Below are 24,850 nucleotides of genomic sequence, written 5' to 3' on the forward strand. Positions count from 1 at the left end.
ATAGACCTACCAATTTTTTACTTGTTCAAAGATTTCCTCAGCTAGATTTTCAGTTCTGGCAATGACTAAAATCGAACTATCATCAGCCAAACAGCTAAAAATCTTATCCGCAAAAGTCTCGATTAACTGAGCTTTTACAAATGCTGTATTTCCTGGAATAACTTGGAGATTAATCATCTTGTCCATCAATTCAGCTGACTCAATATTGTCTTCAGCCAGTTGCAAACTTTTTACGATTGATTTTGGCAATTCATAGACATAGGTGTTGTCTCTCAAAGGAATCTTGACAATACCCAGTTCTTTGATATCCCGTGATACCGTTGCCTGAGTGGCAGTGATGCCCGCCTCTTTCAAATGTTCTACGATTTCTTCTTGCGTACCGATTTGATAATCTGTCACAAATCGTCTAATTTTTTCAAGTCTCTCTTTTTTATTCATTTTTAAATTGACTATGCGCCCTCTCTACTACTTCTTCAATTTCAGCAAGAACCTGATTGCTTGCTGACTCTTCTTTTTTCAAATACGCTAAAAACTCAATATTTCCATGTCCACCTTGGATGGGAGAAAAGTCCAATCCAAGGACTGAAAAGCCTTCCTCTACTGCCATAGCTGTGACAGATTCAAGGACATTCTGGTGCACCTTGGCATCGCGAATGATTCCATTTTTCCCAATCTGCTCACGACCTGCCTCAAACTGAGGCTTAACTAAAGTCACGACCTGCCCTTGATCTGTCAAGACACGGTGCAAGGCCGGAAGAATCAGACTGAGGGAAATGAAACTCACGTCAATACTGGCAAAGCTCGGTTCCTTTTCAAAATCAGTCTTTTCTGCATAACGAAAATTGAACTGCTCCATGCTGACCACTCGTGGGTCTTGGCGTAGTTTCCAAGCCAACTGATTGGTGCCGACATCAACTGCAAAGACTAACTCAGCACCATTCTGCAACATGACATCGGTAAAGCCTCCAGTAGAAGCACCGATATCAATCGTGGTCGCTCCATCAACTGACAAATCAAATACCTGCAAGGCCTTTTCTAATTTCAAGCCACCACGGCTGACATACTTGAGTTTTTCACCCTTAAGTTTTAGCTCGGTGTCGTCCGGGATTTTCTCTCCTGGTTTATCAAACCGTTCTCCATTCAGAACTGCTACGACTAGACCAGCCATGACACCACGCTTGGCTTGTTCTCGCGTTTCAAACAAGCCCTGTTTATAAGCTAGTACATCCACTCTTTCCTTAGCCATTGATTCTCAAACTTTCTACTACACTTACAATTGATTCTGTTTCAAAGGGAACCTGCTGGGCAATTTCTTCTAATTTGGCATTAGCTTGATCCAGAGTTTGGTTACAAAAGGCAATGGCCTCTTCCAAGCCCAACAAGGCTGGATAGGTTGACTTTTCTGCCTGTAGATCCTTTTGAGGTGTCTTGCCGATTTCCTCAAAACTAGCTGTCACATCTAACACATCATCTCGAACTTGAAAAGCAAGACCAATCAATTCACCAACAATTTTCAGTTTTTCTTGTATTTCAGGTGCCAATTCGGCTATAATAGCAGCTGCTTGGAAGGGATAAGCTAGTAGTTTTCCAGTCTTATTAGCATGAATGGTCTGAAGTTCTTCCAAAGACAAATGCTGGTGTTCACCCTCCATGTCCAAAACCTGGCCTGCTACCATGCCCAGACTTCCTGACGCAAGCGATAAGTTAGCAATCAAGTCCACCTTGATCTGACTTGGCAAATCTGCCTGCGCTATCAAGGCGTAAGGATCTAGGAATAAAGCATCTCCAGCCAAAATCGCCATAGCTTCACCAAATTTCTTGTGATTGGTCAATCGTCCCCGACGGTAATCATCATCATCCATAGCTGGAAGATCATCGTGAATCAAGCTCCCTGTATGAATCATTTCCAAGGCCGCAGCCACCTGCGCATGAGCAGGTTGGATCGCAATATGCAAGGCTTCCAAAACTTCCAACAAGAGAAAAGGCCGAATACGCTTGCCACCAGCATGAATAGAATAGAGAACAGACTCTCGCAAACTAGAGGCAAACTGCTGGTCTCCATAAAAGTCTTCCAAAACCGACTCAACAAGAGCTAATTTTTCTTGCTTCTTCATTCAAAATCACTTTCTGTTCCGTCTTCTTGCATGACCTTGACTAGGGTCTTTTCAGCCTTATCCAGCGTCGCTTGGAGCTCTTTTGACAGGATCATGCCCTTTTGAAAGGCAGCAATCGCATCTTCCAGAGCAATTTCACCATTTTCCAAACTTTGGACAATGCTTTCCAGTTCTGCTAGATTTTCCTCAAATTTCTTTTGTTTTGACATCTTTAACCTCTAATTCTACTCGACCATCTCGCATCAAAAGCGTCACTTGGTCTTTTTTCTTCAAACTCTCAACCGAATCTACAACGGACTCTTCTTTTTTGACAATAGCATAACCACGCGCCACGATTCGACTGGTATCCAACATGAGCAAGGCTTCTGAAAGTCGCTTAACTTCAGCAACCTTGGCATCATAAACCAGAGCCATTTGGCTACGGAGGAGCTTATCCAACTGGCCTAGACGGTCTTGATAGCGTTGGATTTTGGTAACAGGTGATAATTGCACCAGTTGATGCATTCTTGCTTGTAGTATCTGTTTGTTATCAGAAATCCGTGTACGTAAACTCTGTTTTAAGCGCAGTTGCAGTTGATCCAAGCGTTGCAAATAGCCATCATACAAACGTTCAGGTTGTCTAAAGATAACAGACTGACTGCATTTTTTCAAAGCTTCTTGTTTCTTAGATAGCACATTTCGAACTGCCGTTGCCATCCGTTTTTCTTGATTTTGTAAATGAGCTAATAAATCCAACTTGGTCACAGGTGTTGCCAGTTCAGCTGCCGCCGTTGGTGTCGCAGCGCGGCGATCTGCCACAAAATCTGCCAAGGTCACATCCGTCTCATGACCAACACTAGAAATGATTGGCAAGCGAGATTCAAAAATAGCCCGTACCACAATTTCTTCGTTAAAGGCCCAGAGATCCTCAATGGAACCACCACCACGACCAATAATGAGCAAATCCAAATCGTCCCGTTGATTAGCACGAGCAATATTTCGAGCAATTTCCTCCGCAGAACCCTCACCTTGTACCTTGGTCGGATAGAGAAGAATGTCGACACCTGGGAATCGTCTGCTGACGGTCGTGATAATATCTCGAATAACGGCTCCACTACGGCTAGTCACTACACCAATTCTCTTAGAAAATTGGGGAAGAGGTTGCTTGAAGCGTTCTTGAAACAGACCTTCTTCCGTCAATTTTTTCTTGAGTTGTTCAAACTGAATCGCAAGCGCCCCAACCCCATCAGGCTCAGCCTTTTCAATGATGATGGAGTAGCTACCACTTGGTTCATAGACCTGTACACGCCCAATTACATTGATCTTCATCCCTTCTTCAAGGTCGAAACCTAATTTCTGATAAATCCCAGACCAGATGGTCGCTTGAATAACTGCATGGTCATCTTTTAGGGAGAAATATTGGTGAGTAGGTCGTTTACGAAAGTTGGAAACTTGACCAGTTAAATAGACCCGTTCCAAGTAAGGGTCTTTATCGAATTTCATTTTCAGATACTTGGTCAAAGTTGTTACCGATAAATACTTTTCCATCTCCACCTACTATTCATTTTCTTGCTCTTTCATGGGTATTATTATACCAAAAATATGCCTAAAAATCTTCATTTATGTACCATTATGAGGGAAAAATAGAAAAAGGAGGCAAGGCCTCCACATCTGATTATTTGCTGTTTCGAGCTTCTTCCAAAATCTTTGCAATCTTGGTTGTCAACAGGTCGATAGCCACTGTATTGCTGACCCCTTCAGGAATGACGATATCAGCATAACGTTTGGTTGGCTCGATAAACTGGTGATACATTGGTTTAACCACACCTAAGTACTGGTCAATAACGCTATCAAGGCTACGACCACGCTCCTCCATATCACGCTTGATCCGACGAATAATGCGCACATCATCATCCGTATCCACAAAAATCTTGATATCCATCAAATCGCGCAGGCGCTTGTCCTCCAAGACCAAAATCCCCTCAACGATAAAGACATCTTGAGGCTCCTGACGATAGGTCTTGCTACTCCGTGTATGTTCTGTATAGTCATAAGTCGGGATGTCCACCGGACGCCCTGCCAACAATTCCTTAATCTGCTCGATCATCAAGTCTGTATCAAAGGCAAAAGGATGGTCGTAGTTGGTTTTGACACGCTCTTCAAAGGTCAAATGAGACTGATCCTTGTAGTACGAATCATGCTCAATCATGGAAATCTTTTCATCAGGAAAATGCGATAAAATGGCTCTTGAAACACTGGTCTTACCACCACCAGAACCACCTGTCACTCCGATAATGATTGGTCTATTTTGCATGCTATCCTCCGTTTTTTTATCCGTCGTCTATTCTATCACATTTTTTGCAAAATTTATAGTCTGATTTGGATAGTCTAGGGGAAACAACACTCCCTACACCTCAGTTAGACTAGCTAAAAACCTTCCTTGGCTTGTAGAGATTGTCCCGTTTTTCTAGAATGGCTAACAATTTATCTCCTTCAAAAGCAGCCAATTCTTGTTCTGTTTGTTCGAGCTCTATAAAACGACCAAAGCGTACTTCTGCAGCCTGTTCTGGACTTAGGAAAACTTTGACAAGGTCGCCTGTCCCAATCTCTAGAGGATGAAGAAAGTCCAATTGGCCAGCCCCCACTTTTGCAGCAATTTCTTCCAAGGTAAGAGCATCTTCTAGCTGTAAACCAGCTGCACTAGTTCGAGTCAGATGAGACATATGAGCCGCATAGCCCAATTTTTCTCCCAAGTCAACCGATAAGGTACGGATGTAAGTTCCCTTGCTACATTTCACACGAAAAGTGAATCTTGCAAGTTGGCCATCATAAGAAATCGGACTTGTCCGCTCAAAGCTATAAATGGTCACCTGACGTTCTGGGCGCTCCACTTCCTGACCAGCACGCGCATACTCATAGAGCTTGCGACCATTGACCTTGACCGCAGAGTACATAGGCGGAATCTGAGTAATAGGCCCAGTCAAGCTCGCAATCGCTTCATCAACAAGCTTTTCATCCAAGGGCGATAAAACAGGTGTCTCTGCGACCACTTCCCCACTAGCATCCTCTGTCGTCGTTGAATAGCCAAGAGTGATTTCCCCCTCATAGACCTTGCCCTCATCCTGCATGAACTCGACCATGCGTGTCGCCTTGCCAACCGCAATAGGCAAAACGCCCACTACATCCGGATCCAAGGTCCCACCATGACCAATTTTCTTGGTTCCCAAAATCTTACGCAGTTTAAAAACCGCATCATGCGAGGTCATCCCCGCTTCTTTTTTTAAGTTGATAATACCGTTCATATCTTGTTTTCTCACTCCCCCTTCAGCGCTTCAAACTTCGCTTTCATGGTTGGATTTTTTCGAGTTAGTTTTTTTACTGAAACGTCTTCCAATTTATTGTTTGCGAGACGGAGTTGGTTTTCAGATGTGGTTAGGAATTTCTTAACCTCTTCCATACGTTTGATAGCCTTGTCGATTTCATCGATAGCTTTACCAAAGTTGGTCGAAGCTGAGTTGTAGTTCTTGGCAAAGGCCTGTTTAAAGGCATCCAAGTCTTCTTCAAAATGTGTGATGTCAATATTTTGCTCACGCACCAAAGCCAACTCTTGCTTGTATTTTAGTGAACTAAGAGCCGCATTACGCAAGAGCCCAATCAATTGGATAAAGAATTGAGGACGGACCACATACATCTTTTCATACTCGTGGCTGACGTCAACAATCCCTGTGTTAAAGTAATCATTATCCGCCTCAAGCATGGTCACCAAAACGGCATATTCACAGTTCTTTTCACGACGATCCTTGTCCAATTCCTTGTAAAAATCTGCATTCTTGTGCTTTTTCTCTGTTCCGTCAGCTTCATTCTTCATCTCAAACATAATGGAGATAATCTCTACCCCATTTTCATCACACTCACGGAAGATAAAGTCCCCCTTAGACCCACGCGAAGAAACCTTGTTATCCTTTTCAAAGTAAGCATTTGGAAAGGCAAAACTACGTACCTTGTTAAACTCACTCTCTGCATACTGTTCCAGACTTTCCCCGATAGCTTTTGTAGATTGTTGGGCTTTGAAATTCTTGTAAAATTCGACCTGCTCACTGGCTGCCTTGAGCTGTGCTTCGTAGTTTTGTTTAACTGATGCAAGAGAAAGTTCATTTTCTTTTTCTTGTAAAAGAAGTTGATTTTTAACCTGATCTCGTTCTTTTTCTAGGTCAGAAAGAGTCTTTTGTAGTTGATTTTCATGCTCCAAACGCAAGGTAGCCAGTTGGTTTTCCAAGGCTTGTACTTCCTTGTCCTTAGCCAATAAAGCCTCATGGCTTGTCTGTTCAACTTCTTTCTTGGCCAATTCTTTCTCTGTATCAAAGTTTTGAATTTGACTCTGCAATTGCGCAATTTCTTGGTCTTTTTGAGCCAGTTTAGTCTGTTGCTCATTCATGGCCTTTTGCTCAGCCAAGGCCAGTTCCTGCTTCATCCGATCGTGCAATTCCTTATCAAACTCTGCCGTTCTCACTTGGGACAAAAGTTCAGCATACTGACTTTCATTTACTGTAAATACTTCCCCACAATTGGGGCATTTGATTTCGTTCATAACCTTCCTCTTTCTAGACTTCTGTAACCATTATATCATGCCTGAGGGAAAATCAAAAACAGCGAGTCGAAACCCACTGTTTATCTATTTTACTTTAAATTTTTTCCAAGGCCAAGCGCAAGTCTTCAATCAAATCCTCTACATTTTCCAGTCCGATCGACAAGCGGATTTGGTTTGGTGTAATACCTGCGGCTTCCAGGTCTTTTTCTGACAATTGACCGTGAGTGGTTGTGGCTGGATGGACCACAAGCGATTTAGCATCTGCCACATTTGCAAGGTCAGAAAAGATTTCCAAATGATCAATTACCTTGCGAGCTTCTGCCTCCCCACCTTTGACATGGAAGGTAAAGATTGAACCCACACCTTTAGGCAAATATTTCTCAGCCAAGGCATGATAAGGACTGTCTGCAAGTTTTGGATAATTTACTTTTTCTACCTTAGGATGGTTGACAAGGAAATTAACAATTTTCTCTGCATTTTGCACATGCCGTTCCACACGAAGTGAAAGGGTTTCAAGTCCTTGGAGTAACAAGAAGGCATTAAATGGCGACAAGGCTGCACCTGTATCACGGAGCAATTGGACACGAACAGCGATAATAAAGGCTGCTGCACCCACATCACGAGTATAGCTCAAATTGTGGTAGCTCGGATCTTCCTCAACAAATTGAGGGAATTTCCCTGAAGCCGCCCAGTCAAAACGACCACTATCGACAATAACGCCACCAATAGTCGTACCATGCCCACCGATAAACTTAGTCGCAGAGTGAATGGCAATATCAACACCGTGAGAAAAGACGTTAATCAAATATGGTGTAGCAAAAGTGTTGTCCGAAACGAGTGGAATCTGGTGTTTATGAGCAATCTCAGCCAATTTTTCCAAGTCAGGAATGTTAATCAAGGGGTTGCCCAGGGTTTCAATCAAGACAAGCTTGGTATTGTCATTGATCGCTGCTTCCACTTCCTCCAAATTATCCACATCTACAAAGGTTGTTGTGATCCCATAACGAGGAAGGGTTTCTTTCAAGAGATTGAAGGTTCCACCGTAAATAGTTGATGCTGCCACTAGATGGTCACCAGCATGGGCAAGCGCCAAAATTGTATAAGTCACTGCAGCCATACCTGATGCTGTTGCTAGCGCTCCAACACCGCCTTCAAGAGCAGCAATTCTTTCTTCAAAAGCAGCCGTTGTAGGATTTGTAATACGAGTATAGATATTACCTGGCTTTCTCAAGGCAAACAAATCGGCACCTTCCTGCGTGTCATCAAAAACAAAGGATGTTGTTTGATAAATCGGCACTGCACGAGACTTAGTTGCTGGATCCACTACTTGCCCAGCATGTAGTTGTAAGGTTTCAAATTTAAAATCACGAGTCATAAAACGACCTCCCAATAGTTTGATTAAAGATATTGTAGCACCTTAAGGTATAGTTGACCAATATTAGTTTTCTATATTTTGATATAAGAAATAGCTATTACTCTATTTTTAAAATGAAAAAAGCACGAATCAATCGTGCTCATTTTCTTAATCTACATAAGTATCTTCATTTTTATTGAGGAAGGCATATGGAAGACCCATCAAGAAGCCTCCTCCGATAAAGTTTCCGATGAAGGTTACACCCCAGTGGCGAAGCATATTTCCAACACCGAAGTTAGCAATTGAATCCGCAGCAACACTGAATTTCACAATCGCGAAAGAAGCAAAGTTTGCAGCAATGTGCTCGTTTGTTAAGAATACAAACATGTAAATAGCTGACAAAACAAGCCAAAGTTTGGCACCACCATCTTTGACCAAAACAAATGAAAGAATCGCAATATTTACGAAAATATTTGCCAAAATCGCCTCAAGCAAGATCAATTCATTTGAGCGGCCTAACTTCATCTCAACAACCCCTGAGATGAAACTATCGTGAGTCAGATGTGCATAGGCTGCTGAATGAGCAAAGCCCCACCCTGCTATCAAGGCTCCGATAAGGTTGAACAAGGTACAGTATAGTAAAATCTCAGCTGTTTTTCTCCAAGAGATTTTTTTCAAGAAACTACCTGCAGTCAAGAACATCATGTTTGATGTTACCAACTCGGCATTCAAAAAAACAATGTAGGCCAAGCCCCAAGCAAAGACAAATGGGAAGAGGAAGCGTCCACTACCTGGTGCGATTTTATTAATCAAGTCAGCCCCAACTGCACCTGCAGCAGTACTGAAGGTTAAAAATGCACCTGCGAACATAGAACGAATCGCATACTTAAATTTGCTTTGACTATAAAGACTTTCTTTCTTCTTGCAAGCAAATTCAATCTTTGAGATAAATTCTGAAGAAACCATAATAAACTCCTAAATCTTTTTTCTTGATAATTATATCACAAACTTTAGATTTTAGGAAGCGTTTTCTGTATTTCATAAAAGTTTATTTTTATGAAAATCTAAAAAAAATCAGTGAAATTCTAGATTTCACTGATTTGTACTAATAAAATTGTTTATATGGTTGATTGAAAGCTGTTAGGATTTCATCAGATGTTTGTGAATAATCTTTTGTTTCTTTCAAATCACCTTTTACAATAATACGTTCTGTAGCAGCAAGGTCTTCACAGGTTACTAATGTGATTTCATTGACCCCATCTCTATCATCAACTTCATCAACACGATCCGGTGTCACACGTTTGACTTCACGGATTTCATAGGTATAAACTTTATTTTTATCGGTTAGATAAATCTTCATACCATTTTTAGCGTTATCTAAAGGAGAAAATAACATTTTATTAGCATTATCAACACCAAAGATATGGTGACTAGCTAGACTATAATTTCCTTCTCCCATTACTTGCTCGCGTTTCATTGTACCAGCGCCGTAGAAGAGATTAACATTATCAAGTCCTTTAAAAATCGGCAAATTCATTTCCAATTCAGGAATTGCAATTCCCCCAATAACTGGTAATTTTTGAGCATCCCATTGAGAAGCTAGAACAGCTTCCGAAGAGATCGCTTTGACCGAATCAAAATCAAAATTTCCTTCTGTATCCTGATTTTCTTCTATTTTTTCTTTTGATACCTGGCTAACTTGATACTTATTGGTATTCCAGACCATGAAAATATTTCGAATTTGCGCATTAAAAATCAAAACCAGTGACAGTACTATCAGAAATCCTGCTAGGATATTTGTCAGCAGATTTTTTCGCTTGTTTTTCTTTTTATTATTTTTTTGAGACATTATGCTTCACCTTCTGTTTCGTTTTCTGTCCCAACTTCTTCTTTTTCTGCCGCTGCAACCGTTGTAAAGGTCACAATTTTAGCATCTTGATCCAGACGCATTACTTTAACTCCCATAGTTGAGCGTCCTGTTTGTGAAATATTGGCAACATTGGTTCGAATCATGACACCAGTATCAGTGATAATCATCAAGTCTTCATCACCTTTCACAGTCAAGAGACCTGATAGAGGACCATTTTTTTCAGCCACATTAGCCGTCTTCATCCCTTTACCACCACGACCTTTTGTTGGATATTCAGTCGCGACTGTACGCTTACCATATCCTTTTTCTGTGATGATAAGAACCTCGTCTTGATCAGTAATTACGCTAGCACCAACTACTGTGTCTCCCTCACGGAGATTAACACCTTTCACACCTGTGGCGATACGACTCATGCCGCGAACGGCTGATTGATTAAAGCGAACTGCATACCCAAACTTGGTACCAATGATAATATCCGTATCTTCTTCCGTCAACAAGACATTAATCAACTCATCTTCATCCTTGAGGGTCAAAGCCTTGAGACCATTCTGACGAATGTTAGCAAATTCCTTAACGCTTGTTCTCTTCACAATACCATGACGGGTTGTAAAGAAGAGATAAGCATCATCACTGCGTTCAGACTCAACATTGATAATCGTCTGAATACTTTCGCCTTCATCCAATTTCAAGAGATTAACTACTGGTAGTCCTTTGGCCGTCCGACCATACTCAGGAATTTCATATCCTTTCAGGCGATAGACGCGTCCTTTATTTGTGAAGAAGAGCAGGTGATCATGGGTGCTAGTCGACACTAACTCACGAACAAAATCGTCATCCTTAACACCTGTACCTTGAACACCGCGGCCACCACGTTTTTGAGCAGTAAATTCAGCTTGGTCCAGACGTTTGATGTATCCCTTATTAGAAAGCGTAATCAAGACATCCGATTCTTCAATCAAATCCTCATCTTCAAGACTCAATACTTCACCGACCATCAACTCTGTACGACGTTGGTCGCCAAACTTACGCTTAACTTCATCCAATTCTTCTTTGATGATTTGAGAAACACGTTCTGGTTTAGCAAGAATATCTGCTAAATCCGCAATCAGAGCCAAGAGGTCATCATACTCAGACTGAATCTTATCGCGTTCCAAACCTGTCAAACGACGAAGACGCATATCTAGAATAGCCTGACTTTGACGTTCAGAAAGCTTAAACTTACTCATCAACTCAGCTTGTGCTTCCGCATCTGTTTCACTAGCACGGATGATACGAATCACTTCGTCGATATGGTCTAGCGCAATCAAGAGACCTTCTAAGATATGCGCACGCGCTTCCGCTTTTTCCTTATCAAAACGAGTACGACGAACGACCACTTCTTTTTGGTGCTCGATATAAGCATCCAAAATCTGACGAAGGGACAAAATCTTCGGTACACCATTTTGGATAGCAAGCATATTGAAACCAAAGTTGGTTTGCATCTGGGTCATCTTGAAGAGGTTATTGAGGATAACATTGGCTGAGGCATCGCGCTTAACTTCGATAACAAATCGAACACCTTCACGGTTTGATTCATCACGAACTGCTGTGATGCCCTCAATACGTTTTTCCTGAACCAAACGAACAATATGCTCATGCACCTTGGTTTTATTGACCATGTAAGGAAATTCCGTTACAACGATGCGCTCACGGCCAGTCTTAGTTTCTTCAATTTCAGTACGAGAACGAAGGACAATAGAACCTTTACCTGTTTCATAAGCCTTATGAATGCCTGATTTCCCCATGACAAGGGCACCTGTTGGAAAATCTGGACCAGGCAAGACTTCCATCAAGTCCTTGGTAGTCACTTCAGGATTGTCCATGACCAACTTCACTGCATCAATGGTTTCACCCAAGTTATGAGGAGGAATGTTGGTAGCCATCCCAACAGCAATACCAGTTGCTCCATTAACTAAAAGATTTGGAAAACGAGCTGGCAAGACCAAGGGTTCGCGTTCATTAGCATCATAGTTATCAACGAAATCAACCGTATTTTTGTTAATATCACGAAGCATCTCCAGAGCAATCTTGCTCATGCGTGCCTCAGTATAACGCTGGGCGGCAGCACCATCTCCATCCATGGAACCAAAGTTTCCATGCCCATCTACAAGCATGTAACGGTAACTCCACCATTGAGCCATGCGGACCATTGCTTCATAGATAGAGGAATCCCCGTGTGGGTGGTATTTACCCATGACGTCCCCTGTAATACGAGCAGATTTTTTATGGGGTTTGTCTGGAGTCACACCCAATTCATTCATTCCATAGAGAATCCGACGGTGAACAGGTTTCAAGCCATCTCGAACATCAGGAAGAGCCCGCGCTACGATAACACTCATGGCGTAATCGATAAAACTCGTCTTCATCTCCTTTGTCAGATTGACATTCACTAAATTTCTATCCTGCATTAATAAATGCCTCATTTCACTATTAGTAATTAATAATATTATACCATAATGTTCGCCATATTTCAGGTATCCAAATCAGCTAAAACGTTTACATCAAGAACTGAAAGGCATATTCGTGACAAAGCTTTTTAAAAGTGATAGAATTAAAATAACTGGGGAAATCCCTGAATAAAATTAAGGAGATGTTTAGAACAATGACTTCAACTAAACAACACAAAAAAGTTATCCTTGTCGGAGATGGTGCTGTAGGTTCATCTTACGCTTTTGCACTTGTTAACCAAGGAATTGCACAAGAGCTTGGAATTATCGAAATTCCACAATTGCATGAAAAAGCTGTTGGTGACGCGCTTGACCTTAGTCACGCCCTTGCCTTCACTTCACCTAAAAAAATCTATGCAGCTCAATACTCTGACTGTGCAGACGCTGACCTTGTTGTAATCACTGCAGGTGCTCCTCAAAAACCAGGTGAAACTCGTCTTGACCTTGTAGGTAAAAACCTTGCTATCAACAAATCAATCGTAACTCAAGTTGTTGAATCAGGTTTCAAAGGTATCTTCCTTGTTGCTGCTAACCCAGTTGACGTTTTGACTTACTCAACTTGGAAATTCTCTGGTTTCCCTAAAGAACGCGTTATCGGTTCAGGTACTTCACTTGACTCAGCTCGTTTCCGTCAAGCACTTGCTGAAAAATTGGATGTAGATGCTCGTTCAGTTCACGCCTACATCATGGGTGAACACGGTGACTCTGAGTTCGCTGTTTGGTCACATGCTAACATCGCTGGTGTAAACCTTGAAGAATTCCTTAAAGACACTCAAAATGTTCAAGAAGCTGAATTGATTGAATTGTTCGAAGGTGTTCGTGATGCAGCCTACACAATCATCAACAAAAAAGGTGCAACATACTACGGTATCGCAGTAGCCCTTGCTCGTATCACTAAAGCAATCCTGGACGACGAAAACGCAGTACTTCCACTTTCAGTATTCCAAGAAGGTCAATACGGAGTTAAGAATGTCTTTATCGGTCAACCAGCTGTTGTTGGTGCACATGGTATCGTTCGTCCAGTAAATATCCCATTGAACGACGCAGAAACTCAAAAAATGCAAGCATCTGCTAAAGAATTGCAAGCTATCATTGACGAAGCATGGAAAAACCCAGAATTCCAAGAAGCTTCTAAAAACTAATTTAGCCATAGACAACTCCTTGAATCATCAGGGAGTTGTTTTTTTCTGTATTATAGTAGGTTGAAGTTGAAATAGCACCCCATTACTCTAAAACGTTGTTATAAAATGCTTTAAATCCCTAATCAATTTGTTCATATCTTATTTCAATTCATTATACATCTTCCCACAATAAAACGCATAATACCAAGGATTGTCAATACCTTATCTTATGCGTTTTTTCTGATTTCAAAGAATTTTGACTCGGCCTTCTTTTTAATTATCTTCAAAATAGGAATCAACCAACTCCTGAACTCTTCCTTCTTTAGCCGCTGGAATAGTATCTTCTAAAACAAAATTCTTCCTACTAATATCTTTAGAAAGATTTCCAAAAATAAAATTAGTCGAGATATTATAGATAATCTCAGACGGAGCAAATCCATAAACCTGATTCTCTAAAATATGCTTCAAACGTTTTTCAGAATCTGGAAATAATTGTTTCAAACCATCACTATTATAGAGGCGTTTAACCAATTCTGCAATATAGAGACCTGACTTCATATATAAATCAATAAAAGTTTTAGATGAATCTTCAAATATCCCTGGATTTTCCTTTTCTAAATCATCTACCATCCTTTTTACCACACGTTTAGGCGTGAAAATCTGGTTGGTCTTCTGCGGTGGAATATAATCAAAAATATCTTCTTTTTGATCTTTAAAATAATCTGCCAACTCCTTTTTCTTGCGGAGAAATTCTTGAATAGCTTCGTCAAATGTTGCTTTATCAAAGAGATGCCCTGCAAAATCTTGTCCACCATCTCTCAAATAACGAAATTGGTCAATCGTAATACCAGTCACCTCAAAGAAGACTTGCTCAGGAACAAAGGTATCAAAATTATCAAGTATTAGAGATTGATTACCATAGGCCATAATAAAACTTGGAATGGTTCTTGCAAATCCACGAAGATGGTCACGAATCTCATCTTGAGCTGATTGTTTTAACTGTTCAACCCGTTTTATCTCAACCTGTTCGATAAACTTCTCAGGCATTTTTTCCACTTCTTTTTTGAGTGTTTGCTCTAGTTTTTCTTTGTGAATGAGATTATTTTCTTCTAAACGTTTATCCAAATCTTCTTGAATCTTATCTTTTTGCTCCTTATCATTTGCTTCCTTGAGTTGTTCTTTCAACTCTTCCTTGATATGAGCCTCAGAAATTTTACGTTCTATCTCATTTTTTCGAATTTCATTCTCAAATGTTTTGGAAATTTCTTTCTTGATTTGTTCTTTTTCCCTCGTTTTAAGGTCATAGCCTGCTTCCAATTCTTCTACAATCACTGGAGAAACTGTCTTACTCAAATCATTAACCAGCTGTTTTTGAGTTCTGTCCTCATCCTTAGTGAACAAATCTGAAACGGATTGACTAAGTCCATAGACTTTTTCACCAAAAAGTCGCATTTGCTGATTAACTACAATTTCATGGTCAACTACTGCATTGCCCTCATCATCTACTGTAACATCTGAAAAGTCTAATAGTTCAGAAGATGTTTGTAACTTGCCTTCCTTTTCAACTGGGAGTTCATTTAAAATGTCTAGAACTGTTTGACTAGCTTGGAAAATACCGCTGATATTATCAAATAATAGATTGGACATAAAGCCTCGTTTAAGAACTTCTCTAGCTTTAATCTGGCGAGGGATAGTTAGAACCGCCTTGGCATCAATTTCAACCATCTTACCAGCACGATCTTCAGCTATGACAGGGAAGAAATTTAGTAACTCTCTGATGTTTTCTTCACGAGTTGTCGAAGTCCCACCTCCTCCTGCAGTTGCAAGCGATAAGTTGTTGGCAAACTCATCAAAGAGAATCAAGGTTCTTTCCGGCGCAAAGTCAAATACATAGGATTTTTCTTTGCGGAAATGATTTCCTTTGCTATCGGTCCATGAATATGGGTTCTGAGCACGAAATGCAGCTTGCATATAAAGAGCTGGTGATTTCAAATTTGATAACATCAATACACCTGTCCATTCAGGTATGGTGACCCCTGTCGTCAACTGACCAACGGAGAGGGTAATGGTTTTGTCATTCTCTGCTATCGCTTTTCTAACCAAGTCCAAGGATTTGAGTTTGACTTTATCGTCATCCTCAGACATACGCCCGTCGCCAGCAGCTAACACAATCTCATAATTTTCATAGAAGGGATGTTCTTCTAGTAGAGCTTTTAAAGCTTTAGCTGAGGCTACACGTTCTAACAGCCAAAAAGTATGCTTGAGTTCATTACGAAGTTCTTTGGTTGAAAATGGATACTTTTCATTGCTTGATAGAGTATTTAGCCAATTTCTGACATCTTGCTCATGGATAAATTTCCCTTTATCATCTGTAGCGAAAAATTCACTCAAGTCAAAAGCATAGTCTATATTCTCTCCATCAAGTTGAGCACCTTTTTCTAACTCCTCACCAATCATCTGAGACATTTGATAGGTAAAGAGATTCAACTGAGGCAAGCTTTCATAAGGGTTTTCCTCTTCTTGCTCAGGAGACCAAGTAGATTTGGCAGACTGTTCATCCGCATAAGACCAGTTGTAAATCTGCTCCTCTGTAAAATCTCCTTTAGCCAATGCTTTAAATGGTGTACCTGACAAATGCAGAGTAAAATTCCGTCGAATCTTGTTAAAAGCCTGGTCTGTCTTAAAGGTATCTACTCCTTCGTGAGCCTCATCTATAACCAATAAATCCCAATGGATATCTGTAACCCATTTGAGTTTATTATGCTCTCCACCTAGATAAGCAGATCCTTTCAAATCTTGGAGACTGATAAAAGCAAGTTGTCTTACATCGTCATCTAAAATACCAACAAATTCTTTACGTGACAAGGTTGGACGATTTTTAAGACTGTCTGATTCTGAAACAAACTTGTAAGTCGTTTGACCTGCTATGAATTTTTCAAAATCATCATACCATGAGTTAGCAATGGCAGGGCGGTTTGTTACAATCAGGACATTAACAGCTTCCATTCGACGAACTAGATCATAGGTAGACAAGGTTTTACCAAAGCGTGGCTTGGCATTCCAAAGGAACTTACCTCCTAGATGATTCTTGAAATAAGCTAATGTCTTAGAAACTGCTTCTTCTTGCTCTTGTCGCAGAGTATAGTCCTGTCCTTGGCCAGGCTGATAACCTGACAAATCATGCTGAACAAACTTATCGAAGAGATTTTTAGATTTTTCAGGAGTTCCATTAAAATAGAACCATTCCGTCTTAGGACGACGTTCCACATCATGGAAAGAAAGGAAATGGTGGAAATCATGGTCCTTAAAAGTCTTTCCCTTATCAGGTTCTTCCGTATAAGCTGCATCTCCAGTCCATAAAACATCTGTATCTATATGAGCAGTATGCGTTTGTTCTTTAATCCGTTGTGTGACATCACGCTCCGTATAACCAATCTTAATCCAGCCCTCATTGCTAGTTACCGTAGGGGTGGTGTAAGCATAGATTTTAGGATGAATTTCTTTCGAGGTTTTAATTTCTACTGGCATAAGTATTCCTTTTTTAAAAAACTAAGATAATTTTTCTAACTCTGTTAAATCGATTCCCATCGTGTTTAAAATATCATCAAATACTACAGTTTTAAATTCATCAGCATACTGATTGAATAAATTCATTAAAGCTTTATATAATCTTTGAAAATCTTTCTTATCAAGTACAATTTTTAAAAATAGAATAACCACTATGAAACGTTTATTATCATATCTCCTTATCCCAAAATGATTTGCTATTTGAGATATTCTGACATTTCTTAAATTAACATTATACAGTCGTTCATCATGTGCACAGATATTTCTAACTAGGTTTGCCACTTTCAAACATGCACTTAAATCTGCACTAGATAGTCTAAATGTATTGTCTTTATTTTGTGTTCTATATTTATCTGTATAAAATTTTGCAATGATATTCTTTGTACTATCCGTTAAAATATTGTAAAAATTAGCAATGTTTCCCATTGTAAGAAAATTAACTAAAACCCAAAGTGGTACTTCCCCATGTTCCTCAATGTAATGTTTAATAGCGCCAGTTCTATCTACCTTATCATGAATCGTCTTGGTTAAGATAGAGATTTGTTGAAGAACTTTTTTAGGATCATTGTCTACAAAATTTGCAATATCTAAATAGGCATTCTTACGAGGGTGTTTTTTAGAGAATTCATATGCAACTGTGGTCTTTATTGAATTTTCGAATATCAATAAATATTTCAATAATAATATCCTTAGTTATCTATCAAATAAAAACAAGGCCTTTAGTTCGTTAAAGTGAGTTCCTTTTTGATAAATTTCAGGTTCAACAGGTCGATTATTGCTGTCCTTTACTAAAAATAAATCTTTATAACCGTTTATAACATTGTAATAGTTCTCTTTTTCTAAAAATCTCTTTGGCTTCCCATTCGTTGGTACTACAACACCCCTATTTCTTAAGATTGTTAACTGTTGATTAAATGTTTTATGTTCCTTCAAACTTATCTCCTATAAAATAAAAAGGGTCAGGGCATCGTATGCTTCCTGACCTAATCCTATGTGTCTATTATAGATCACTGAGCGCTATTTGTCAAATAAAAATACTTTTCTAATCCATCTCCCTTACATATGTCTCAATAAAGGCAATTTCCTCAGGAGAAAGGTCATATTTTTGATAGAGCTGACGGTCAATATCAGCCACTGATTTTGTCCAATCAATGTCCGAATCCTTAGTAAAGTCTTGGAGAGGAACGTAATACCAAGTTTTGCGTGAGTTATGCTGAGTAACTTTCAAAACACCTAATAATACTCTAGCGAATTTAGTTTTAATAAATTTAATACAAGCATCGGCTTCAAATTTTGTTTTAAAATTACCAATAGATAAAAAAGTATCTGTATGCCCGATTAGGGGTTCCCCGATTAGGGGTTCCCCGATTAGGGGTGTTGATAAGACTTCACCTAAGGCACCACTTCCATTAGCTTCTGGTACAAAAACATTATAATTTTCGAATGTTTCCGGTAAATCTAAATATTTTTTATTAATATATCGATAAACACGTTCGGAACCAATTCTTCCAAGTAGAGCAACATGGTCTTTTTCTTCTTTGTTTTTGAAAACAAAATCTAACTGAGTTAGTGATTTCGAAACAATTTTATTTTTTGTCCCTTTTCCTTGCAGATTTTCAGCATTTGGATAATCAGAAAAAAGTTGATTTGAAAATCTATAAATACCTTGAGGATAAACTAAATCAGAAAAAGTTTTAAAGTCTGGATGTTTTTCGATTTTTTTTACAATACTATTCAAAGATTCAAAAATAGTAAATACTCCGATTGGTCCCAAATCTTTATCAGCATCACGATAAGTTATTGCTACTCCACCCTTTATATCCGTTCCTGTAAATACTTTACCGCTTTTAAGTTCATAGAATTGAACTTTTAAATGCTTGTCTTCAAGCATCTTTTCCATCCAATTTTTAGGAGTTTGACCAGCTTTAAATAAAAATCTTGCTGGAGTGATTAGTATCGATTTATCTGCGATTTTAATAGCTTCATCAATAAAAAAGTGATAAACTGGTTCATCCCTAGCTTCTCCTGTTTCCTGATATGGCGGATTTCCTATCACGACATCAAATTTCATTTCACTTTCCTCACTAGATAGGCGCTCAAAACCTATCATTTTATTCTTTTTCCAGTCTTTGATTTGGGTTTTAGATTCTTCTGCTTGTTCTACTTCCAGCTCATCGGAAAACAAGCTTAACTGTTGAGATTGTCCTTGTGTAGCTGAGTAGGGACTGTTTTTTTTCAATCCATCCATCTGAAAGACATTGTAGGATATAATAGTCGCAATTTCTTTCTTTTGCTCTAAGGTCGGTTGATTTCCAGTCTTAGCTAGATAATAGTCCTCAAAGGTAGCTAGAAGATTTTCACGCGCCAAAAGGAGAGAATCTCCTTGATACTCATAGCCATAAGAAGCTAGATAAGCTTTTTTTACAAGTTCATAGAAGGTTGCTTCATCAGAAACTTCACGACTAATACGCTGCAATTTTCTATCTACAAAACCAACTCGCTCAGATAATGGAATTTCCTCACCAGTTACCGTATCATATCTCGTTACCATATAAGGTGCTTCACCACAGGTAATTTCTAGCCAGCGCACTTGGATATAATCTTCAAGATTCAGAGTTTCAAGTTCAACTTCAACGTAACCATTTTGCTTTTCAACTAACCAAGTTGGCGTAAAAACTTCGGCTCTAATCTTGGTTCGGTCTTTTTGCTCATACTTAGACTTTTCTGATCGGGGTTGAATCAAGTTTGCATAGTTTCCAGTAACCTTACTTGGATTGATGCGATCACTTGGAGCAAATCCCTTTCCTAACAATTCATAAGAATGCGTTGCCCAAACAATATTTTTCTTGGTCGTTCGATCTTTTAAAAGTATTTTTAATAAATCAGCAGACTCCATATCCAACTGCTCTTCACTAATATCTATTGTCATAAGCAACCTCTCTTATATTGTAAGCCCTATTATATCATATTTTAAAGAATGAAAATTTACTTGGAAAAAAGTAATTCAATAAATATCTCTCCGATGACCAACTTCTAGAGTAGCAACGACTAATTCATCATCTACAATTTGTACGATAACTCGATAATTACCAATTCTATAGCGCCATTGACCAACGCGATTACCAACCAAAGCCTTTCCGTGTCGTCTCGGGTCTTCCAAAACATTGGTTTGTAAATAGTTTGTAATTAGCTTCTGCGTATAACGGTCCAATTTTTTCAATTGCTTGATGAAACGTCTTGTTGGAACTAATTTATACAAATTATTCATCCTCCAAGCCTAAATCATGAATCATTTCTTCCCAAGTAATGGGTTCAACTCCTTTTTCCAAGTCGTCTAAATACTCTTGATAGGCTAAATCTGCCACACGAGCATCGTATTCATCTTCTAGAGCTTCAAGAGTTTTGGTGCGGATAAGTTCCGACAGGGAAACTCCTTCAAACTTAGCCATTGCTTTCATAAATGTTTTATCAGCTTCAGAAACTTTTAATGTAATAGTAGTCATCTTTTGCACTCCCTTTTTTAATGGTAACACCATTGTATTACTTTTTAGGTGTTCAGTCAATATAAAAAGAACACCTTCTCAGCGTTCTTTCTATATATCTGTCAAGGGTGTGGCAGTATCTGGTGAGGTATCATAAACCTTAAAGTCTACTCCGACTCCCAGATCAGCTTGAGCCAGCTGATTGACCATAGTCATGTGAGCCAGCTCCTTGATATTGTTCTCTTTAGACAAATGTCCTAGGTAGATTTTCTTAGTGCGATTTCCTAGCGTCCGAATCATGGCTTCAGCACCATCTTCGTTAGAAAGGTGACCCAGATCCGATAGGATTCGTTGTTTGAGTCGCCAAGCGTAAGAACCTGCTCGCAAAATCTCTACATCATGGTTGGACTCGATAAGATAGCCGTCCGCATTTTCGACAATCCCTGCCATGCGGTCACTGACATAACCTGTATCTGTCAAAAGGACAAAACTTTTATCATCTTTCATAAAGCGATAGAACTGCGGTGCGACTGCATCATGGCTTACACCAAAACTCTCGATGTCAATATCTCCAAAGGTTTTGGTTTTTCCCATCTCAAAGATATGCTTTTGCGACGAGTCTACTTTCCCAAGATACTTGCTGTTTTCCATAGCTTGCCAGGTCTTTTCATTGGCATACAAATCCATACCATACTTGCGAGCTAACACACCCACTCCATGGATATGATCTGAATGCTCATGGGTAATCAAGATGGCATCCAGGTCTTCTGGTTTGCGGTTAATTTCAGCAAGTAGGCTAGTAATTTTCTTACCAGACAAGCCAGCATCCACTAAAAGCTTCTTTTTTGGTGTTTCCAGATAAAAGGAATTTCCACTGGAACCCGACGCTAAAATACTATATTTAAAGCCTATTTCACTCATTCTAGTCTTCTACTTCGTCCTCCCATACTTCTTCTTTCACTGCATCCTTATCATAAGGGAGCACAATGGTAAAGGTTGAACCCTTACCGTATTCACTCTTGGCCCAAATAAAGCCATTATGTTGTTTGATAATTTCTTTGGCAATAGACAGTCCCAGACCTGTTCCACCTTGGGCACGACTTCTAGCACGATCCACACGATAGAAACGGTCAAAGATACGTGGTAAATCCTGCTTAGGAATCCCCAAACCGTGGTCAGAAATGGATAAAATCATCTGGTCTTCAGTTGTCTTCATTCTGACAGTGATTTTACCCCCATCTGGCGAATACTTAATAGCATTATTTAAAATATTATCAATCACCTGTGTCATCTTGTCTGTATCAATTTCCATCCAGATAGAATTGATAGGATAATCTCTCACCAGCTCATATTTCTTTTCTTTTTCCTGTCCTTTCATCTTGTCAAAACGATTGAGGATAAAGGTAATAAAGGCAGTGAAGTTTATCAATTCTACATCTAGGTGACTGGTCGCATTATCAATCCGTGAGAGATGGAGGAGATCCGTCACCATGCGCATCATACGGTTGGTTTCGTCCAGAGACACCTTGATGAAGTCTGGTGCTACAGTTTCACACAAAGCTCCCTCATCCAAGGCTTCAAGATAGGATTTCACGCTGGTTAAAGGAGTCCGTAACTCATGACTAACGTTGGAAACGAAGAGTCTCCGTTCTCGCTCTTCCTTCTCCTGCTCCGTCGTATCATGCAAAACAGCCACCAAACCTGAAATAAAGCCAGACTCTCGACGAATCAAGGCAAAGCGAACTCGAAGGCTCAGATATTCCCCATTGATGTCTTGGGAATCTAGCAACAATTCTGGACTTTGGGTAATCAAATCACGCAATTCATAGTCTTCTTCTATCTTGAGTAATTCCAAAATGCTTCTATTCAGAACATCTTCTTTAACCAGCCCCAGTTGCTTCTTGGCTGTATCGTTAATCATGATAATCTGCCCCCGACGATTGGTCGCAAGAACCCCATCTGTCATATAAAACAGGATACTATTTAGTCTCTTACTCTCTTGTTCTAGATTTTCCTGAGTGAGACGAATAACCTCCGACAAGTCATTCAAATTATTGGTAATATTGGTGATTTCAGACCCACCTTGCATATCAAGAACCTTGGAATAATCTCCTGCAATCAAATCTTTAACCTTTTGATTGATTTGCTTCAACCGAATATTATCACGTCTATTCTCTAGTAATAAGAGGGTCACAACAAGGATGAAACCTAACAAAATCAGGATAAAGATAAAATCTCTGGTAAAAATCGTTTGTTTCAGTAAATCAAGCATTATTTCTCATGTAATACCCTACACCACGGCGCGTCAAGATATACTCTGGTCGGCTGGGCGTATCTTCAATCTTCTCACGCAGACGTCGGACAGTCACATCAACTGTACGGACATCACCAAAATAGTCATAACCCCAGACAGTCTCAAGTAAGTGTTCGCGCGTAATGACTTGACCTGTATGCGATGCCAAATGATACAAAAGCTCAAACTCACGATGGGTTAAGTCTAGTTCTTCGCCATATTTTTTAGCCACGTAGGCGTCTGGAACAATTTCTAAATCCCCAATTTGGATAGGTTGAGGTTTACTTTCTGCTTCCTGCCCATCTACTGGCATAGGTTGAGAACGACGCAGCAAAGCTTTAACACGCGCCTGCAACTCACGATTGGAGAAGGGTTTTGTCACATAGTCATCTGCCCCAAGCTCCAAACCGATGACCTTATCAAATTCGCTGTCTTTAGCCGACAGCATGATAATAGGTACACTACTGGTCTTGCGAATGGTCTTAGCAACTTCCAAACCATCAATTTCCGGAAGCATCAAATCCAGAATAATAATATCTGGTTGCTCTGCTTCAAATTGCTCTAGCGCTTCACGACCGTTAAAAGCAGTTACAACTTCGTAACCTTCCTTGGTCATATTAAACTTGATAATATCCGAGATTGGTTTCTCATCATCTACAATTAGTATTTTTTTCATATGTTCACCTTTTTCTCTACTATTATACCAAAAAAATAACAAGAAGACACAATAGCTAGTCTTTGTTAGTGTCTATATTGGCTTTTGCATAAGCCTGCCAGATTTTTTGTTGGGGTTTGGCAAGTGGGTAATTCTTGAACTCTTCTGGTGAAAGCCAGCGAACTTCTCTATCGGAAAAGTCATGGTAGTCAGTCACCTGACCTGTTACAATTTGAACATGCCATTTACGATGACTAAAGACATGCTTGACAGTCTCAAAATAAACATCAAACCAAGCAACATCTAGGTCATAGTCCTGCTGGAAACTCTCCTCTGGACTGGGGCCAAAGTTTACACTTTCTTCCGCAACCTGATGAAAGAGGTCAAACTGCTCTTCTTGCGAAAAATCATCAACTTCTACCAGTGGGAAATGCCAAAAACCTGCCAATAGCTTTTCGCTTTCATTTTTTTCAAGCAAAAATTGTCCCTGACTATTCTTTACCACCAAGGCTTTGAGATAAATAGGAACTGGCTTTTTCTTGGGAGCCTTGATTGGATAACGGTCCATTGTGCCATTCTGATATGCCGCACTAAAGTCCTTAACCGGACTTTCTTCTGGTCTGGGATTTACAGGCGCCTCAATATCAGACCCCAAGTCCATCAAAGCTTGATTAAAGTCACCTGGCCGTTTTGGGTCAATCAAGATTTCCATCATTGCCTGAAAAATTTTGCGATTACTTGGAATCCCAATATCATGGTTGACTTCGAACAGACGCGCCAAAACCCGCATGACATTACCATCTACAGCTGGCTCAGGCAAGTTAAAAGCAATACTGGAAATGGCTCCTGCAGTGTAAGGTCCAATCCCTTTCAAGCTGGAAATTCCTTCATAGGTGTTTGGAAATTGGCCACCAAAATCAGTCATAATCTGCTGGGCTGCAGCCTGCATATTACGAACTCTAGAATAATAACCCAAACCTTCCCAAGCCTTCAACAAACGCTCTTCAGGCGCAGCTGCCAAACTTTCCACTGTTGGAAACCAGTCCAAGAATCGTTCGTAATAAGGGATAACCGTATCCACCCTGGTCTGCTGGAGCATAATTTCAGAGACCCAGATATGATAAGGATTCTTACTCCTACGCCATGGTAAATCTCTTTTATTTTCATCATACCAAGCGAGAAGTTTCTGACGGAAAGAAATAATCTTCTCCTCTGACCACATAACGATACCGTATTCTTTCAAATCTAACATATCTCTAGTATAACACAGAAGACTCTAACTGTCCTTTTCCTAATATTAAAAAACCTCTTCCCAAGGGAAACTCAATGAAAATCAAAGAG

At 39.8% G+C, this 24,850-nt stretch carries 21 protein-coding genes and 1 pseudogene; 1 reads left to right on the forward strand and 21 read right to left on the reverse strand.

Translation table 11 applies throughout. The features are described from left to right. Positions 1–6 precede the first annotated feature (6 nt). The 12 genes from HT721_RS02625 to gyrA form a co-directional block, all read right to left on the reverse strand. Positions 7–438, reverse strand: a complete 432-nt coding sequence (locus HT721_RS02625; protein WP_173228840.1) for an arginine repressor — start codon at positions 436–438, stop codon at positions 7–9. Further along, the gene (locus HT721_RS02630; protein WP_173228842.1) at positions 431–1,246 is read right to left on the reverse strand and encodes a TlyA family RNA methyltransferase; all 816 of its coding nucleotides are present in this window, start codon (positions 1,244–1,246) and stop codon (positions 431–433) included. Before HT721_RS02630 ends, HT721_RS02625 begins: the two co-directional genes overlap by 8 nt. Beyond that, positions 1,239–2,114, reverse strand: coding sequence for a polyprenyl synthetase family protein (locus HT721_RS02635; RefSeq protein WP_173228844.1), 876 nt, complete (start codon positions 2,112–2,114; stop codon positions 1,239–1,241). The genes HT721_RS02630 and HT721_RS02635 overlap by 8 nt, the downstream gene beginning before the upstream one ends. Then, positions 2,111–2,323, reverse strand: coding sequence for an exodeoxyribonuclease VII small subunit (locus HT721_RS02640; protein WP_000043223.1), 213 nt, complete (start codon positions 2,321–2,323; stop codon positions 2,111–2,113). Before HT721_RS02640 ends, HT721_RS02635 begins: the two co-directional genes overlap by 4 nt. Further along, positions 2,301–3,641 carry an exodeoxyribonuclease VII large subunit gene (xseA, locus tag HT721_RS02645; RefSeq protein ID WP_000417481.1) on the reverse strand — a complete coding sequence of 447 codons (1,341 nt, stop codon included), beginning with the start codon at positions 3,639–3,641 and terminating at the stop codon, positions 2,301–2,303. The genes HT721_RS02640 and xseA overlap by 23 nt, the downstream gene beginning before the upstream one ends. A 127-nt stretch (positions 3,642–3,768) precedes the next feature. Next, positions 3,769–4,407, reverse strand: coding sequence for a uridine kinase (udk, locus tag HT721_RS02650; protein ID WP_001181376.1), 639 nt, complete (start codon positions 4,405–4,407; stop codon positions 3,769–3,771). A 109-nt stretch (positions 4,408–4,516) separates the two neighbouring features. Beyond that, positions 4,517–5,395, reverse strand: coding sequence for a tRNA pseudouridine(55) synthase TruB (truB, locus tag HT721_RS02655; protein WP_173228858.1), 879 nt, complete (start codon positions 5,393–5,395; stop codon positions 4,517–4,519). An 11-nt stretch (positions 5,396–5,406) separates the two neighbouring features. Further along, a complete protein-coding gene (locus tag HT721_RS02660) occupies positions 5,407–6,681 on the reverse strand; it encodes a DUF2130 domain-containing protein (protein WP_173228846.1) in 1,275 nt (424 codons plus the stop codon). A 94-nt stretch (positions 6,682–6,775) separates the two neighbouring features. Further along, positions 6,776–8,056 carry an O-acetylhomoserine aminocarboxypropyltransferase/cysteine synthase family protein gene (locus HT721_RS02665; RefSeq protein WP_173228848.1) on the reverse strand — a complete coding sequence of 427 codons (1,281 nt, stop codon included), beginning with the start codon at positions 8,054–8,056 and terminating at the stop codon, positions 6,776–6,778. 147 nt (positions 8,057–8,203) lie between these two features. Next, the gene (locus HT721_RS02670; RefSeq protein WP_173228850.1) at positions 8,204–9,001 is read right to left on the reverse strand and encodes a formate/nitrite transporter family protein; all 798 of its coding nucleotides are present in this window, start codon (positions 8,999–9,001) and stop codon (positions 8,204–8,206) included. A gap of 139 nt (positions 9,002–9,140) precedes the next feature. Beyond that, entirely contained in the window at positions 9,141–9,884 is a 744-nt protein-coding gene (srtA, locus tag HT721_RS02675) for a sortase SrtA (protein WP_164226230.1), read from the reverse strand. Then, the gene (gyrA, locus tag HT721_RS02680; RefSeq protein WP_101781992.1) at positions 9,884–12,352 is read right to left on the reverse strand and encodes a DNA gyrase subunit A; all 2,469 of its coding nucleotides are present in this window, start codon (positions 12,350–12,352) and stop codon (positions 9,884–9,886) included. Before gyrA ends, srtA begins: the two co-directional genes overlap by 1 nt. Before the next feature lie 194 nt (positions 12,353–12,546). Between gyrA and HT721_RS02685 the strand changes: the two genes are divergently transcribed. Further along, positions 12,547–13,533 carry an L-lactate dehydrogenase gene (locus HT721_RS02685; protein ID WP_023942623.1) on the forward strand — a complete coding sequence of 329 codons (987 nt, stop codon included), beginning with the start codon at positions 12,547–12,549 and terminating at the stop codon, positions 13,531–13,533. Between the two features lie 252 nt (positions 13,534–13,785). Here HT721_RS02685 and HT721_RS02690 read toward each other — a convergent pair whose 3' ends face one another. The 9 genes and pseudogenes from HT721_RS02690 to mutY form a co-directional block, all read right to left on the reverse strand. Next, on the reverse strand, positions 13,786–17,040 hold the full coding sequence (locus HT721_RS02690; protein WP_173228852.1) for a DEAD/DEAH box helicase family protein: 3,255 nt from the start codon (positions 17,038–17,040) through the stop codon (positions 13,786–13,788). Positions 17,041–17,061: 21 nt separating this feature from the next. Continuing rightward, positions 17,062–18,012: pseudogene (locus HT721_RS02695) on the reverse strand (Abi family protein). A gap of 109 nt (positions 18,013–18,121) precedes the next feature. After that, positions 18,122–20,008 (reverse strand): Eco57I restriction-modification methylase domain-containing protein, encoded by a 1,887-nt coding sequence (locus tag HT721_RS02700; RefSeq protein ID WP_173228854.1) that lies wholly within the window; start codon positions 20,006–20,008, stop codon positions 18,122–18,124. A 75-nt stretch (positions 20,009–20,083) separates the two neighbouring features. Continuing rightward, positions 20,084–20,338 (reverse strand): type II toxin-antitoxin system RelE/ParE family toxin, encoded by a 255-nt coding sequence (locus HT721_RS02705; RefSeq protein ID WP_001809704.1) that lies wholly within the window; start codon positions 20,336–20,338, stop codon positions 20,084–20,086. Position 20,339: 1 nt separating this feature from the next. Then, entirely contained in the window at positions 20,340–20,582 is a 243-nt protein-coding gene (locus tag HT721_RS02710) for a DUF6290 family protein (RefSeq protein WP_049521138.1), read from the reverse strand. Between the two features lie 90 nt (positions 20,583–20,672). Then, positions 20,673–21,482 carry an MBL fold metallo-hydrolase gene (locus HT721_RS02715; protein ID WP_054384038.1) on the reverse strand — a complete coding sequence of 270 codons (810 nt, stop codon included), beginning with the start codon at positions 21,480–21,482 and terminating at the stop codon, positions 20,673–20,675. A gap of 1 nt (position 21,483) precedes the next feature. Then, a complete protein-coding gene (vicK, locus tag HT721_RS02720) occupies positions 21,484–22,833 on the reverse strand; it encodes a cell wall metabolism sensor histidine kinase VicK (RefSeq protein WP_173212554.1) in 1,350 nt (449 codons plus the stop codon). Continuing rightward, positions 22,826–23,530: a response regulator YycF gene (gene yycF, locus HT721_RS02725; RefSeq protein ID WP_050223087.1), complete on the reverse strand. Its 705-nt coding sequence runs from the start codon at positions 23,528–23,530 to the stop codon at positions 22,826–22,828. Before yycF ends, vicK begins: the two co-directional genes overlap by 8 nt. 55 nt (positions 23,531–23,585) lie before the next feature. After that, complete coding sequence (gene mutY, locus HT721_RS02730) at positions 23,586–24,761, reverse strand: A/G-specific adenine glycosylase (RefSeq protein ID WP_173212552.1); 1,176 nt, start codon at positions 24,759–24,761, stop codon at positions 23,586–23,588. Positions 24,762–24,850 lie beyond the last annotated feature (89 nt).

Source organism: Streptococcus sp. 4094 (assembly GCF_013277125.1).
In the GTDB taxonomy this organism is placed as follows: Bacteria; Bacillota; Bacilli; order Lactobacillales; family Streptococcaceae; genus Streptococcus.

Bases quoted from the DNA above. Each gene is read 5' to 3' on its own strand.
- HT721_RS02625 (WP_173228840.1), bottom strand. From the start codon at position 438: ATGAATAAAAAAGAGAGACTTGAAAAAATTAGACGATTTGTGACAGAT.
- HT721_RS02630 (WP_173228842.1), bottom strand. From the start codon at position 1,246: ATGGCTAAGGAAAGAGTGGATGTACTAGCTTATAAACAGGGCTTGTTT.
- HT721_RS02635 (WP_173228844.1), bottom strand. From the start codon at position 2,114: ATGAAGAAGCAAGAAAAATTAGCTCTTGTTGAGTCGGTTTTGGAAGAC.
- HT721_RS02640 (WP_000043223.1), bottom strand. From the start codon at position 2,323: ATGTCAAAACAAAAGAAATTTGAGGAAAATCTAGCAGAACTGGAAAGC.
- xseA (WP_000417481.1), bottom strand. From the start codon at position 3,641: ATGGAAAAGTATTTATCGGTAACAACTTTGACCAAGTATCTGAAAATG.
- udk (WP_001181376.1), bottom strand. From the start codon at position 4,407: ATGCAAAATAGACCAATCATTATCGGAGTGACAGGTGGTTCTGGTGGT.
- truB (WP_173228858.1), bottom strand. From the start codon at position 5,395: ATGAACGGTATTATCAACTTAAAAAAAGAAGCGGGGATGACCTCGCAT.
- HT721_RS02660 (WP_173228846.1), bottom strand. From the start codon at position 6,681: ATGAACGAAATCAAATGCCCCAATTGTGGGGAAGTATTTACAGTAAAT.
- HT721_RS02665 (WP_173228848.1), bottom strand. From the start codon at position 8,056: ATGACTCGTGATTTTAAATTTGAAACCTTACAACTACATGCTGGGCAA.
- HT721_RS02670 (WP_173228850.1), bottom strand. From the start codon at position 9,001: ATGGTTTCTTCAGAATTTATCTCAAAGATTGAATTTGCTTGCAAGAAG.
- srtA (WP_164226230.1), bottom strand. From the start codon at position 9,884: ATGTCTCAAAAAAATAATAAAAAGAAAAACAAGCGAAAAAATCTGCTG.
- gyrA (WP_101781992.1), bottom strand. From the start codon at position 12,352: ATGCAGGATAGAAATTTAGTGAATGTCAATCTGACAAAGGAGATGAAG.
- HT721_RS02685 (WP_023942623.1), top strand. From the start codon at position 12,547: ATGACTTCAACTAAACAACACAAAAAAGTTATCCTTGTCGGAGATGGT.
- HT721_RS02690 (WP_173228852.1), bottom strand. From the start codon at position 17,040: ATGCCAGTAGAAATTAAAACCTCGAAAGAAATTCATCCTAAAATCTAT.
- HT721_RS02700 (WP_173228854.1), bottom strand. From the start codon at position 20,008: ATGACAATAGATATTAGTGAAGAGCAGTTGGATATGGAGTCTGCTGAT.
- HT721_RS02710 (WP_049521138.1), bottom strand. From the start codon at position 20,582: ATGACTACTATTACATTAAAAGTTTCTGAAGCTGATAAAACATTTATG.
- HT721_RS02715 (WP_054384038.1), bottom strand. From the start codon at position 21,482: ATGAGTGAAATAGGCTTTAAATATAGTATTTTAGCGTCGGGTTCCAGT.
- vicK (WP_173212554.1), bottom strand. From the start codon at position 22,833: ATGCTTGATTTACTGAAACAAACGATTTTTACCAGAGATTTTATCTTT.
- yycF (WP_050223087.1), bottom strand. From the start codon at position 23,530: ATGAAAAAAATACTAATTGTAGATGATGAGAAACCAATCTCGGATATT.
- mutY (WP_173212552.1), bottom strand. From the start codon at position 24,761: ATGTTAGATTTGAAAGAATACGGTATCGTTATGTGGTCAGAGGAGAAG.